Origin of the sequence: Limosilactobacillus caccae, assembly GCF_900156885.1 — a bacterium.
Classification (GTDB): domain Bacteria; phylum Bacillota; class Bacilli; order Lactobacillales; family Lactobacillaceae; genus Limosilactobacillus; species Limosilactobacillus caccae.
Map to the genome: position 1 here is coordinate 661,082 of NZ_FTOY01000011.1, position 13,610 is coordinate 674,691.

A 13,610-nucleotide genomic window follows, 5' to 3' on the forward strand; every position below is an offset into this window, starting at 1 on the left:
AGCAACACTTAGAAACTTTACCTTTCAGTAATATTTAGCAATCGCCGCAACTGACTAGCCCAGTCAGCAGTTGTGTCTGTGGGATGGGTGCTTAATGAGGTTTCAATCGGTACTTCATCAATATCTGCTTCATCATTGTCGCAGCAGTATGACGGCCGCGCCCTTAAATTCTCACCAAAATAGTGCAGGATGTATTCGCGACGACAACCATCACTGTGGACATACGCCAATAATTGCTGTAGCTCCCGTTCAAGCTGCTGCTGGCGCCGGTTAAAGGCCCGGGCAATTTGGGCTGGGGCAAAGTTATGCTGCAAATAAAAACTAAATAGGTCGGCTTGCTCCCCTAAAACTGCTGGGGCAAGCTTCCCCTGTTTAACCTGGGCTAAAATTTCCACTGGTGGGACAGTAATAGTGGTCAACTGGCGCTGGATCAGCTCATCGCCGGCAGAATACAAAAGGATGGCAATGCTCTGCTTCCCGTCACGGCCAGCCCGGCCAATCTCTTGCAGGTAGTTTTCCAAATTGCTGGGCAGGTGGAAGTGAATGACATAGCGGATGTCGTTTTTATCAATCCCCATCCCAAATGCACTGGTTGCACAGATTACCTGTAACTGGTTGTTCATAAACTGTTCTTGAATGCGGAACCGCTCAACCGCCGTTACTCCCGCGTGGTAAGCGGCAACATTTAGTGTCGTCTTACTGGTAAGCCAGGCTGCCATCTGGCTGGCGAGCTTGCGACTAGCAAAGTAAATCACCCCCGGCCCCTGGTACTTATTTACCAGGGCAAGCAATTCTTCTTGTTTGTCGGCTTGTCCCGTGGTGTTTTTCACGGCCAAAAAGATATTTGACCGGTCGACTGACTGGACAATCACCGCCACGTCGCTAGCCGCTAGCCCCATTTTAGCGAGAATATCTTGTCGCACAGCGGGCGTAGCTGTCGCCGTAAGGAGCAGTGTCCGCGGATCTCCTAACCGGTGACGGATCTCTTTTAATAGTAAGTATTCCGGCCGGAAGTCAGGGCCCCATTGCGAAATGCAGTGTGCCTCGTCAACCACCAATAATGATATTTTAACCCGGGCAAAAGCCGCTAGGACTGTCTCGTTTGCTAACATCTCAGGGGAAATAAATACGAAGCGAAAACGCCCTAACTGTCCTAACACCCGCCGCCGTTCTGGACCGACGAGCTGTCCGTTGAGCATCACCACAGCGCTCTCTCCTTGTCGGTGGAGCCGGTCAACTTGGTCTTGCATCAAGGAAATTAGGGGTGAAATGATAATTACCGTCCCGGCAAACAGGTATCCAGGTAGCTGGTACAAGAGGGACTTCCCCGCCCCTGTCGGCAAGACGGCAAGGGTGTTGCGGTGGTCAAGAACCGCCCGAATCGTTTCCTCTTGTCCCGGTCGAAAGCGGGCAAAACCAAACTGGTCATGGAGGAGCTGGTTTATTTTCTTTTCATAATCAATCATGCTTTCCTCCTTGATAAATTTGGTATAAGCGAAATTCAAAAAATCCTTGGTTATCATTCGCTGGTCCCTGATAGTGCCAACCAGTCGCCGCTCCCTTATACTGCTGGCTAAGTTGATCGCGAAGCTGTGCTGGCAAAAGTTGTTCCCATTTTAGCTGGTCTGGGGTCATAATTGCCGCTTCTAATAAGTGTTCGCGCACGGTATTTTCTTTTAGGCGCCGTTGCTTGGCAATCTGACCAATCGTGAAGCCCCGCTGGTAGGATCCAAGGCTAAGTTGCGCACTGTGCGTTAATGGGCTCGTATTTAATAGTGGTCCTAATAGTTGCTGCAGCGGGCCAGTCAGTTTGGCAGCATAGGCCGCAAGGGCCAGCATTTCATCATGACGCAAAAAGCCGACCTCCGTTAATGGCATTTGCAGGTACTGTCCTGCCTGCTCAAGTGTCCAGCCGGCAGTGCCGTGACCTACCAGCATATTAACAAAATCAACAGCTAACTTCTCATCTTCACTAGCGATTGCAGCACTAAAGCGATGAAGGTCATCATAAAAATGCTTAACAACCGTTGGCGAATAGTTTTGCCGAAACCACTGCTTCACTGCCTGCATCTCGCTGTACGGTAACTGAAGGGGGACATATTTTCGCTGGTGATACGAATACTCAGATACCACTTGAACTGCTAGCAAGAGGCGTTCCATCAACCGGGATGTATTAGCGAGCCAAAACCAGGCATAAAACGATGGCTCATACAACTGCGGACGCTTATTTTCTAGCACCGCGACCCCCTTTTCGGTCAACAGTGCTTGCTTTTCTTCATCAACGCGGAGTAATTCCTGCTCCACTAAGCTTGCAATTGCATGGTCATAGTCTGCTCTTGAAAGCCGCCTGTTTGCTCCCAGCCATGGTAAAATTCCATACTGCTGCGCCCAGAACAGGTTTGCAACGGTTCGGCGACTTTTTAAAACATTTTCTACGACCCTTATCCGCCGCGGCTGCTGGTAACTAAAAAAACGCAACATGCTCTCGGTCATCCACTTCACCCCCTTATAATATATATACGTATTTTATTTCAAATCTTACCACAAAAAATAGCGGAAGATAAAAAAGCACGCTTTCACAATGAAAACGTGCCTTCTCCTATCTCATTCGGTGCTGTTTCAACCATGTTTGCAAGTGGGCTGCGATAATGATGTAGACAATTGAAACAAGCAAACCCTTAATAATGTTAAATGGTAAGACGCCCACCGCCACTAACTGAGCTACTGGGAGCGTCGATTTCCAGTGCCAGACAGCCATATAAAGCGGTGTCAAAACCCAGAGATTGAGCAGGGACATCACAATGGTTATGGTAACAGTCGCAATAGTGATCCCGATAACTGCTTGCTTTTTGCCGCTCCAATTTTGGTGCCGCCAAACCCAGCAGAATGGTAATAGCATTGCGAGCGATGAAATAAAATCACTGCTAATCCCGATTAGTTCTGCCGGCGAGAGGCCACGGACCATGCCGTGAATTAAACACTTAATCGCCGCAATCAGGATTCCGCCGACTGGCCCATAAATAAAGCCCCCTAGCAAAACCGGGACATCAGAAAAATCAAGCTTTAAATACGGGGCCATCGGCAAAATTGGAAATTCGAAAAACATTAAAATAAAAGCTAACGCACTGAAGCAGGCGATCCCTACCAAGCGCTGAATTCGTTGATGCGTTACTGTCATAATAACAACCTCCAATTGAGATTGCCTTCAGTTGGCATTCTGTATTAAAAAAGCGTTGCGACAAACCGCGGTTTGCCAGCAACGCAAATAAACAATCAAGATTTATTTAACACAGAAATCTTCTTTATACCAGACTATACTGTCGGCTCTGGAATCAAACCAGATCAACCACCACTAGTGGGTTGCGGGCTTTAACCGCCGGTCGGGAATTACACCACGCCTTGAAGACAAACGAGCTACTATTTAATTATCCCTAGTATAATCGTCTTTCGCCGTTATGTCAACGGTTTCGCGCGGTTACTTATTTCACCTTTTTACGTGTGATTGCATCAAAATGCGTCACTTTTGTTTTCAGAGTGCCCCCGGGCATTTTACTATCATTTTCTTCCGATAGCCATATCAGAAGGAGGGTCCCTACTTTAAGAAACAAAAAAGAGCGCTCATTAGGCGCCCCAATACCGGTACGAGTTAAGTAACAAACTGAACTCGATGTGAACCGGTAATTCTTATCCTGATCGTGCCGAGTAACTACGAAATTGTAGTTACAAGCTAAGTTTAACAATCTTTACCAGTAATAACAACTATCCACCACTAGCTACCACAAAAGCAGCTATTTAATTTTCTTTAACCGTTGTAGCTCGTCTGGCTTAAGCGCCCGGAATTCACCGGCCTGGACCCCCTGCAAATTAAGAAATCCATATGTCTCCCGGTGGAGCTTAATCACTGGGTGGTCAACTGCTTTAAACATGTTCTTTACTTGGTGGTTCCGCCCTTCATGAATGGTCAGCTGGACAATGCTGGTTTTCTTCTCGCGGTCAACGCTAAGCAACTTTGTCTTGGCTGGCTTGGTCTTTTGGCCATCCACCATGACCCCCAACCGCAATTGCTTCAAGTCTTCATTTTTGATAATTCCCTTTACCTTGGCAACGTAGGTCTTATCAACTTCAAAGCGCGGGTGCATGAGCTTATTAGCCAGCGCCCCATCATTTGTTAACAAAAGGATCCCGGTCGTATCGTAATCAAGGCGCCCAACGGGATAAATTCGCTGGTTGATGTCTTCATCATGGATAATATCAACGACCGTCCGCCTCCCTTTATCATCATGGGCACTTGAAATAACACCACGCGGCTTATTCAGCAGGTAATAGACATGCTTTTCCCGTTGGATCGGTACCCCGTTAACAGTGATTTCGTCGTGAACGCCCACCTTGGTGCCTAGCTCAGTAACCTTTTTACCATTTACCATTACCTTCCCTTGCACTATCAATTTTTCTGAGGCCCGCCGGGAAGCAACCCCTGCTTCTGCCATTGCCTTTTGTAGTCGTTCCATAGATTAATTTTCCTTTCGTTGTTGTTCCTCACGTGCTTGTAATGCCTCTAAGAACAAATCACCACTCATTTCCGCACTATCCAGGTCAGCCTGGTCAGGAAGCGGCGGCAGTTCTTTCAGACTGCTTAAACCAAAATAGTTTAAAAATGCGGGCGTTGTTGCGTATAAAAATGGGCGGCCAGGAGCATCAAGCCGGCCGGCCGTATCAACCAACCCCCGGACCATCAATTTCTGCAGTGACCCAGAGCTCTGTACCCCCCGAATATCGTCAATTTCTAGCCGGGTAATCGGTTGCTTATAGGCAACGATTGCCAATACTTCAAGGAGCGCCTTAGTCAGTGGAACAGTCAGCGGCACTTCAAAATAGTGTTTAATGACCGGCGCCAATTCATGCTTGGTTGCCAGCCGGTAGGTCTGATCACTCTCCAGTAGGACAAAGGCTGACGATGGGTCTTGATCATACTTCTTTTTCAGCTGCTGCAGGATCGACAGGACTGCCGGTTTCATAAAGCCGGTTACCTTTGCTAAATCACCCAGGGTAATTCCTTCATCCCCGCTGATAAAAAGCAATCCTTCAATTTGCGCCTGGTTGGTTGGTTTCGTACTCGTCACTCTTCGGTCCCTCCACTAAAATAATTGGATCAAATAATTCCGCCTGATTGATTAAAATTGCCTGGTGCTTTGCCAGTTCAAGAACCGCTAAGAAGGTCGTCACTAGTCCATCCCTTGTTGTCAGCCGGTCAAAAAGGTCGATAAACCTCGTTGGCCCTTCCTTAACCGTGGCAAAAACATTCTTCATGCGCTGGGCCACACTCACCCTTTCCGCTTCAACTGTTTCCACAAGGGGGGCGGCCAACTGGTGACGGCGTAAAACCGTGGCAAAGGCATCCTGCAGTTGCTCAAGAGTTACGCCGGGCGCAACACTAGTATTTACCATCGACTTGGGCACCCGCATCGCCGGCCGGGTAAACTCTTGTTGCCGAAAGTTTTCCTTATCCTTTAACTTGTCCGCTGCTTTCTTATAACGCTGGTACTCGAGCAGCTGTTCGACTAACTCCTGCCGTGGATCAACGATCTCTTCTTCTGGCTCTTCTTCAAGTGGTGGCGTTGCTGGCAGGAGCATTTGGCTCTTAATATCCATCAACGTGGCCGCCATCACAAAATATTCCCCGGCGACCTCAAGCTGGTGTTTTTTCATCTGGTGAAGGTAGTCAAGGTACTGACTAGTAATTGTCGAAATTTGAATATCATAAATATCCATTTCTGACTGCCTAATCAGGTGCAATAGCAAATCCAGGGGACCCTCAAAGTCATGGACCTTAATCGTCGGCTGAAATGGATATTGTGGCACTACTTGTTCACTCATTATTCCGCTCCCACATACTAATAATTGGCTGCGTCTCCAGCGTTCCTAAAAGGCGCTTCTCTGAATACTGGTCATTTACCGCATTTAATAAGGAAAAAATATTATGCCCCGACCGCTCACTTGGGGTAAACGACAATTGGCGAACGAGGACATAGTAATCACCAATCTCTAAAATAACGATGCCAATAAAATGACTATCATCCATGTCTTTCCATAAATAGATTGGCCACTCGTTATCTAGCGCCCAGTTGATCTCACTCATAAAGCGATTGCCCTGGCGCAAGTCTGGAAGAAGCGATAATAAGCCCATTGCAATCTTTTGATAATCTTTTCGGTACCGAACTAGCACATCAATCTTCCTCCTTATGCTCGCGGATGATACTTGCGATAACTGGCCGCTAATTGTTGTGGTGTTACTTGGACGTACGGCCGAATTGCCTGCATTGCATTGCGTCCCAGAATTTCCTGGATTATCTGAGCATCCGCCCCGTTTTCAAGTAAATGAACAGCAAAGGAATAGCGGATTGTCTGCGGTGTGACATCTTTGTCAATCTTCGCCGCTTTCACCCACTCCTTCATCTTTTTCCAGATTCCTTGCCGTGTCAATGCTCGGCCGTGAGCATTGACAAAAACAGTTTCCACCGGTTGGTCTGACTTTACCAAGTGGGGACGGGCGTCATTTAAATACCTAGTTAGCCACTCAACTGCCGGCTGACTCAAGGGAATCATCCGCTCTGGTCCATTGCTGCCGCCTAGACGAAGTAAACTAACGTCCAGGTGAAGGGCGTCACCGGTCAAGTTAATGACCTCGGTCACCCGCATCCCCGTGGCGTCAAGTAGTTCCAGCAGGGCTCGGTCACGAATCCCCAGTTTCGTTGTCGTATCCGGCACCGCGATTAACTGCTCAATTTCCTTCTCCGTTAAAATCACCGGGGCTGCCGGTTCGCTCATCGCATACTGGTGGTCAATCATTTCCATCGGGTTAACGGTTAGGTAATGGTGGCGGATCATAAACTTATAAAACTGGCGAAGGCTTGAAATCATCCGGTTAATCGTTGAATTAGCCTTCTTTTGCTGACGCAACTCACTTAGCAGGGCCAGTAAAAGATACTGGTCGACCTGCTCCCATGACGTTACTTCCTGCTGTTTAAAATAAGCACTTGCTTGTCCAAGGTCGCGTTGGTAACTAACAATTGTGTTCGTACTAAGACGGCGGGTGTTTTTTAAATAATCAAGAAATTTTCTTACTTGCTCATCCATTACTCATCTTGCTCTTTTATTAAAATTAATTGGCCATCCTGCTGGCTAACCAGGCGTTCCTTTAACAGGTGCCCGACTGCCCGCTTGAATTGACCCTTGCTAATTCCAAAGACACTCCTAATAAGTGCTGGATCGCTCTTATCCGTGTATGGTAACCGGTGGTTAAGGTCGTGCTCCAGCATCGTCAAAATCATCTGGGCATCCTCACCGATGGCCTGGTAGGCCCGCGGTTTTAGTGAAAGGTTGAGACTGCCGTGGGAAGACAGACCGATGACCCGTGCCTTGACCCGTTGACCAAGACGGGGTTCCTGGTCACGTTCACTTGGGTGGATAAATCCAAGGTGGTAATTATCAGTGATCACAAAGGTCCCACTCATCTTCAAACGGTAAACCGTCGCGTAAGTATCATGGTTGAGGAGCTTTTTTGAAGGGGCGGCGGAGATTGTTTGATAGATCTGGTCGTCAGCAAGTTTCCCCCAAATGCGGTCCTTATTGTCAACTTGCAGGGCGATTAATAGCCGGTCTCCTGGCTGTGGCCACAGGTGCTTGAGGGTTGGTAAATCATCAAGGGAAACTACGACATCCTTATTGGGAAGTCCGATATCAACGAACACCCCGAGGTCCCGCCGCACATTTACGACGGTCCCGTAATCATAGTGGTCAACCTGGACGGTTGGGATATGCTGGCAAGTCATTTGCAACTGGTGGTCTTCATTTTCGTATACAAAGCCCCGTACCTGACCACCAATATGCAATACCTGGGGACTCTCATCTTTGGGGAGGCGGTATGTCTGCCCATTACGATCCGGTTGAACAAAATAGTCCTGGTCGTTTTCATCAATCATGACCGCTGTTACAACTTTTCCTAACGCTGTATTCATTTTTTTCACATCACTTATTTTTTATTCTATATCGATTTTACACGGTGAGTCATTGTTTGGCTAGTGAGATTGCAGGATTTGCCCGATAAACAAAAAAGGAACCGTGACAACTCTGTCACAAGTTCCTTCTAGTGTTATTCATTTATAACAACTACTAGCTAAAACTAGTCAATTGTCTTAACACGCATCATGTTAGTTGCGCCTGGTACACCCAGTGGAACACCGGCAACGATGATGATCTTTTCACCCTTCTTAGCGAAACCGTGTTCTACGGCTTCCTTAGCGGCTAAGTCAAACATCGTATCAGTGTCAGTGATTTCATCAACAACGAATGGTTGAACACCCCAGTTAATCATCAAACCGCGTTCAACACGTTCGTTTGGTGTCAAGGCAACGATGTCAGCGTTTGGACGGTACTTAGAAATCATCTTGGCAGTGTAACCAGATGCAGTGTAGGCTACGATAGTGTGGATGTCTAAGTCCTTAGCAGCATTAGCAACTGCTGAACCGATGGTTTCGGTAACGTCTGACTTGTCCCAGTCAAAAGTTTCAGTACCGAATTCCCAAAGGTGGTTTTCAGCCTTGATGTCGATGTCGTTCATCATTGAAACTGATTCTACTGGGTAGTCACCGTTAGCACTTTCACCAGAAAGCATCGTTGCGTCAGTACCGTCAAATACGGCGTTAGCAACGTCAGATACTTCGGCACGAGTTGGCCGTGGGTTTTCTTGCATGGAGTCAAGCATTTGGGTAGCAGTAATAACTGGCTTACCTAATTCGTTACAACGCTTGATCATGTGCTTTTGAACGATTGGCACATTTTGGGCTGGAATTTCAACACCCATGTCACCACGAGGTACCATCAAACCATCAGAAACTTCGATGATTTCTTCAAAGTTGTCGATACCTTCTTGAGATTCAATCTTAGGGAAGATTTGAACGTCTTCCATGTTCTTTTCCTTGAGAAGTTCACGGATATCAAGAACATCTTGGGCCTTCCGAACAAATGAAGCTGAGATGTAGTTGATCTTGTTGTCCAAACCGAAACGAATGTCACTGCTGTCCTTTTCAGTGATTCCTGGTAAGTTGATTGATACACCAGGAGCGTTAACACCCTTCCGAGAACCAAGAACACCACGGTTTAATACGTGACAAACAAGTTCCTTGTTTGCATCGTCCTTTTCATCAATAACCATGTCGATTAAACCATCATCAAAGAGAACGTGGCCACCTACATGAGTATCATCGTATAAGCCTGGGTAGGTAACGGCAATCTTGTCGTGAGTACCTTCAAGAGATGCGTCCATTGAGATACGAACCTTGTCACCAATTTCGTATTGGATCTTACCTTCTTTTTCAACAGTAGTCCGAATTTCGGCACCCTTAGTATCAAGCATGAGACCAACGTGCTTACCAGTAATTTCTTCGGCCTTGTGGACGTTTTGAATCCGGCCCAAGTGTTCTGGGTGGTCACCATGTGAGAAGTTGAAACGGAAGATGTTAGCTCCCGCATTGATCAACTTAACGATCGTATCAACATCAGTACTTGCAGGACCAAGCGTACTTACAATCTTGGTTTTCTTCATAAATGAATCTCTCCTTTTGCATTAATGCATCAATTGCGATTTGCAATTGTATACCTCTTTTGCACACTGTTATGATAGCACTTTTCAAATAGAGTGTCTGTATTTTTTGCTTAAAAGTTCACAAGAAACCGCTATCATCGGCAAATCGCTCACTTTCTCTAATTTGATTTTAATTATTAGTCGCGACATTGCCTCAGGATAAGTCTTGCAAGACTACATTTGACGGTCCGAATAGTTCCCCTAACAGCTCTTTTGTCCTATCATCATTTTTTAACCATTGCCATTGTGCCAGCATAAACTTCTTATCGCTTGCCGGGTAGAAAAGGATTACTGGTACTGGCCCATGCTGGGTATTAGCAATTTCTTTCAGGCGGTTGCTAGTATCGTCATTATCCTTTTCCGGCATCACCCGTAGCACCCACCGCTGGTGCGGCAGATACCGCTGCCGTTCTTGCTGGGCATCGGTAAGCTGGTTAACGATAAGCTGCATCCCCCGCCCTGCTCGGTTTTCCGCCTTCCCGCGAACGACAAGAACCCTGTTCGGCGCAAGCAAATCGCGCATATGCTGGTACTGGCGAGGAAAAATCGTTAAATCAAGCGTCCCCGTCTCATCGCTCGCCGAAACAAAGGCCATTTCACGGTGGTCCTTTTTCGTGTGGATCGTTTTGACATGATTAGTCAGCAGGATGATGACGACTTCCATCCCTGGCTGGAGTTGGCTGACTTTTACAGTACCGAGGCGGTGGCCCAACTGTTGGTATTGGCTCACTGGATGACCAGAGAGGTAAACACCCAGGTACTCATTTTCCTTTGTTAACCGCGTAATCAAGGGGAATTCTTTTCTTTCTTCAATCGCGGTTTGCAAGCTCGGATCACCCTCAAAACTTGCCAGGTCACCAAATAATTCAATTCCAGAAATCAGTTTGGGAAGGGCGTTAATCATTTCAGCACGGTTATAGCCAAGGCGGTCAAATGCACCGCTGTAGACCAGTGGCTCCAGCAACTCCGTCTTTTGCCACTTATCGGGCATGCGGGCAATAAAATTCCGCAGGTCCGTAAAATCACCATTTTGCTCCCGTTCCTTAATAATCGCTGTAATGAAGTCGCGCCGCATCCCCTTAATTGCAGCAAGGCCAAAATAGACGGTCCCCTTATTCAAGGTAAAACCAGCATCGCTGATATTAATCCGTGGCCCCCGGACTTCAACTCCCCGCCGCCGGGCATCTTCAACGTGACGTTTCAACTTTTCAACGTTCGTCTCAGCATTCATTAATGCCGTGAAGAACTCGGCGGGATAGTGTCCCTTTAGGTAGGCCATTTCAAAAGCCATCTTCGAATATGCAACAGCGTGCGAGCGGTTAAAGCCGTAGTTTGCGAAACGGTCAATATATTCAAAGACTTGCTGGACAACTTCTGGTGAATAGCCGCGTTCAACCGCTCCTTGTAAAAACTTCGTCCGCATTTGCTCCATCGTCTGTTGCTTTTTCTTACTCATCGCCCGCCGCAATAAGTCGGCTTCACCCAGCGTAAAACCAGCCATCGCTGAGGCCAACTGCATTACCTGCTCTTGATAAACTAAAATCCCGTAAGTGGCCCCCAGGATCGGTGCTAATGACTTATCCGGTAAGCTGACCTTTTCTTGGCCCTTTTTCCGGGCAATAAAATGGGGAATATTTTCCATCGGGCCTGGCCGGTAAAGAGCGTTAACCGCGACAATGTCTTCAAAACTTGTCGGGTGGAGGTTTATCAAGACCTGGCGAATTCCACTAGATTCAAACTGGAAGACGCCCCCCGTTTCACCACGCTGAAACAGTTGCATGGTGACTGGATCCGCGAGTGAGATATGCTGGAGGTCAAAATCAGGGGTGATTTGCCGAACGGCCTGCATCGTGTTATCCATAATCGATAGGTTCTTTAGCCCCAGGAAATCCATCTTTAACAACCCCAACGCCTCAACGGTATCTTTAGGGAACTGGGTCATCAATAGCCCATCACTCCCGTTTTGGAGGGGAACAATCTCGTGCAGGGGCTCTTCGGAAAGGACGACCCCTGCCGCATGGATCGAATAGTGGCGTGGCAGCCCTTCTAACTGCTGGGCAACCTTGATCAGCAACTGGTATTTCGGGTTATCATCTAGCAAGTTATTGAGGCGTTGTGACTCAGCAAGGGCCTGCTTAAGGGTCACGTGAAGCCCATGCGGCAAGGAAGCGGTAATGCTTTCCGTTTCATACCGTGACAGGCCAAAGACCCGGCTGACATCCCGCACAACTTGCTTTGCGGCCAAGGTCCCAAAGGTAATAATCTGGGCAACCCGCCGGTGACCATATTTTTGGTGAACATATTGCAACACCTCATTACGTCGGTTATCAGGAATATCAAGGTCAATATCCGGCATCTGGGCACGCTCGGGATTGAGAAACCGTTCAAACAAGAGGTCGTACTCCAGGGGGTCGACTTCCGTAATCGCCAATGCATAGGCAACTAACGAGCCAGCAGCTGACCCTCGCCCGGGATCAGTCGTAATCTTTTGCTGGTGGGCAAAGTTCATCACGTCCCAGACAATCAGGAAATAATCATCAAAGCCCATTTCATGGATGACTTTTAATTCCATTGCTAAGCGCTGTTGGTAGTCTTGTAATGTCTTATGGGGAGCAACCCGTCGTTTTTTGAGTCCAGCAATACACAGGTGGCGTAAATACTCCTGCGAATTTTGTCCGGCTGGTGTTTGGTAGTGTGGCAGTACCGGCGAACGAAATTTCAGGCTAACGTTACAATTAGCAACCACTTCTGCGGTCTTATCGACTGCCATCGCAAGGTCAGCGTCACGGTAACTTTTAATCACCTGCTGGCAATCTTTTAAATAGTCCTCCCCTAGCCGCCGTGCCTGTTCAGCGGGGTCTTTTAACTCAACCCCGGCGCCAATCGCCTGAAGCACCCGACTAGCAAAGAGGTCTTCTGGATTGAGATAATCAACCGGTGAACTGGCGACGATTGCCAGTCCCTGCTGGTCGGCATACTGCTTAATTGTCGTCAGCTGGACGTGGTCGAGGTCTGGATTAACCCCGATTAATAAGCTGTCAGTATCGCTTAGTTGGTGAAGCTCATGTAAAATTGGCTGCTGCTGGGCAATGATGCTCAAAAGAGTGCTCTGCGGCGGAATGACGATGTAAAGGTCACCCAACAGCGGCTTGATCTCCGCAACTGCCAGGGGTAATTGGGTATGCTCCTTTGTCTGGTGAAGGGTCGACAAGTCCATTAGGTGCTGGTAGCCTTGCTGGTTCTTGGCAAGAAAAAGCAAGCGTAACTTATTGCCATCCACATTATTAAGGGCAATTACCAGCTGCAGGCCAATCAGCGGCTTAATTCCCGCTGCCGTCGCCGCATTATAAAAGTCAACCGCGCCATATAATACATTCTCATCGGTTAGCGCTAACGCCTGGTAACCACGCTTCTTGGCCGTTTGCACTAAATCATCAATCTTAGTTGGGCTCTTCAATAAACTATAACTGCTTTTGACATCTAACGGTGCAAATTCCACTTACCTTCACCTCTCAATCAAATTATACCAAAACATTTTATCAACAGGAAAATATCGGCAGGGCTTTCAAATGTTACAATAAATATGCTAAAATTATTATATGACTTCAAAGGGGATGACCAACATGAAAGTTCTGACAAAGAATATCGTTGCCGCTATTTGGGCAGTTATTCTTGGTGAGGTCCTAGCTTACATTACTAGTCAACTAGAATCAATGACACCAAATTACACGATCGTCGCTGTGGTTGCAGTTATTATGGGGTTGATCGTTGTTAACTGCGTTGATTACATCACCGCTAGTGCAAACCCTAATAAAGACGAACAATAAAACAAGCTGGAAAAAAGCTTCTCGGAGCCCCGGTGGGGTAACCTAGGACGGGCATTGACACGGTACGAGTCAACGTTTGTCCGTAGTTACCCTTGAGGGGCTCGCTTTTTCCGCGATTACTGTGTAATATTCGGAACGAAAAC

General features: G+C 47.4%; 12 protein-coding genes and 1 riboswitch. Of the genes, 1 reads left to right on the forward strand and 11 read right to left on the reverse strand.

Annotation, left to right across the window (positions count from 1 at the left end; genetic code table 11):
* Positions 1-17: 17 nt before the first annotated feature.
* The 11 genes from CZ502_RS09165 to dnaE all read right to left on the reverse strand — a co-directional run bounded on the left by CZ502_RS09165 (position 18) and on the right by dnaE (position 13,139).
* Positions 18-1,463: a RecQ family ATP-dependent DNA helicase gene (locus CZ502_RS09165; RefSeq protein WP_143457294.1), complete on the reverse strand. Its 1,446-nt coding sequence runs from the start codon at positions 1,461-1,463 to the stop codon at positions 18-20.
* Positions 1,459-2,493 carry a helix-turn-helix domain-containing protein gene (locus CZ502_RS09170; protein WP_076461804.1) on the reverse strand — a complete coding sequence of 345 codons (1,035 nt, stop codon included), beginning with the start codon at positions 2,491-2,493 and terminating at the stop codon, positions 1,459-1,461. The genes CZ502_RS09165 and CZ502_RS09170 overlap by 5 nt, the downstream gene beginning before the upstream one ends.
* Positions 2,494-2,599: 106 nt before the next feature.
* The gene (locus CZ502_RS09175; protein WP_076461806.1) at positions 2,600-3,178 is read right to left on the reverse strand and encodes an ECF transporter S component; all 579 of its coding nucleotides are present in this window, start codon (positions 3,176-3,178) and stop codon (positions 2,600-2,602) included.
* 113 nt (positions 3,179-3,291) lie between these two features.
* A riboswitch (FMN riboswitch) is annotated at positions 3,292-3,411 on the reverse strand.
* A 377-nt stretch (positions 3,412-3,788) separates the two neighbouring features.
* Positions 3,789-4,508: a pseudouridine synthase gene (locus CZ502_RS09180; protein ID WP_076461808.1), complete on the reverse strand. Its 720-nt coding sequence runs from the start codon at positions 4,506-4,508 to the stop codon at positions 3,789-3,791.
* A gap of 3 nt (positions 4,509-4,511) precedes the next feature.
* The gene (gene scpB / locus CZ502_RS09185; protein ID WP_076461810.1) at positions 4,512-5,120 is read right to left on the reverse strand and encodes an SMC-Scp complex subunit ScpB; all 609 of its coding nucleotides are present in this window, start codon (positions 5,118-5,120) and stop codon (positions 4,512-4,514) included.
* A complete protein-coding gene (locus CZ502_RS09190; protein ID WP_076461812.1) occupies positions 5,083-5,874 on the reverse strand; it encodes a segregation and condensation protein A in 792 nt (263 codons plus the stop codon). Before CZ502_RS09190 ends, scpB begins: the two co-directional genes overlap by 38 nt.
* The gene (locus tag CZ502_RS09195) at positions 5,867-6,223 is read right to left on the reverse strand and encodes a reductase (RefSeq protein WP_076461814.1); all 357 of its coding nucleotides are present in this window, start codon (positions 6,221-6,223) and stop codon (positions 5,867-5,869) included. The genes CZ502_RS09190 and CZ502_RS09195 overlap by 8 nt, the downstream gene beginning before the upstream one ends.
* A 14-nt stretch (positions 6,224-6,237) precedes the next feature.
* Complete coding sequence (locus CZ502_RS09200; protein ID WP_076461816.1) at positions 6,238-7,134, reverse strand: tyrosine-type recombinase/integrase; 897 nt, start codon at positions 7,132-7,134, stop codon at positions 6,238-6,240.
* Positions 7,134-8,015 (reverse strand): CvfB family protein, encoded by an 882-nt coding sequence (locus CZ502_RS09205; RefSeq protein ID WP_076461818.1) that lies wholly within the window; start codon positions 8,013-8,015, stop codon positions 7,134-7,136. The genes CZ502_RS09200 and CZ502_RS09205 overlap by 1 nt, the downstream gene beginning before the upstream one ends.
* A 164-nt stretch (positions 8,016-8,179) precedes the next feature.
* Entirely contained in the window at positions 8,180-9,601 is a 1,422-nt protein-coding gene (gene pyk, locus CZ502_RS09210) for a pyruvate kinase (RefSeq protein ID WP_076461820.1), read from the reverse strand.
* A 193-nt stretch (positions 9,602-9,794) separates the two neighbouring features.
* The gene (gene dnaE, locus CZ502_RS09215) at positions 9,795-13,139 is read right to left on the reverse strand and encodes a DNA polymerase III subunit alpha (RefSeq protein WP_076461822.1); all 3,345 of its coding nucleotides are present in this window, start codon (positions 13,137-13,139) and stop codon (positions 9,795-9,797) included.
* A gap of 124 nt (positions 13,140-13,263) precedes the next feature.
* Between dnaE and CZ502_RS09220 the strand changes: the two genes are divergently transcribed.
* Positions 13,264-13,467, forward strand: a complete 204-nt coding sequence (locus CZ502_RS09220; protein ID WP_076461824.1) for a YjzD family protein — start codon at positions 13,264-13,266, stop codon at positions 13,465-13,467.
* Positions 13,468-13,610: the final 143 nt, after the last annotated feature.

Coding starts and splice junctions, on each gene's coding strand:
- CZ502_RS09205 (WP_076461818.1), bottom strand. CDS start 8,015: ATGAATACAGCGTTAGGAAAAGTTGTAACAGCGGTCATGATTGATGAA.
- CZ502_RS09190 (WP_076461812.1), bottom strand. CDS start 5,874: ATGAGTGAACAAGTAGTGCCACAATATCCATTTCAGCCGACGATTAAG.
- pyk (WP_076461820.1), bottom strand. CDS start 9,601: ATGAAGAAAACCAAGATTGTAAGTACGCTTGGTCCTGCAAGTACTGAT.
- CZ502_RS09220 (WP_076461824.1), top strand. CDS start 13,264: ATGAAAGTTCTGACAAAGAATATCGTTGCCGCTATTTGGGCAGTTATT.
- CZ502_RS09175 (WP_076461806.1), bottom strand. CDS start 3,178: ATGACAGTAACGCATCAACGAATTCAGCGCTTGGTAGGGATCGCCTGC.
- CZ502_RS09200 (WP_076461816.1), bottom strand. CDS start 7,134: ATGGATGAGCAAGTAAGAAAATTTCTTGATTATTTAAAAAACACCCGC.
- CZ502_RS09170 (WP_076461804.1), bottom strand. CDS start 2,493: ATGACCGAGAGCATGTTGCGTTTTTTTAGTTACCAGCAGCCGCGGCGG.
- CZ502_RS09180 (WP_076461808.1), bottom strand. CDS start 4,508: ATGGAACGACTACAAAAGGCAATGGCAGAAGCAGGGGTTGCTTCCCGG.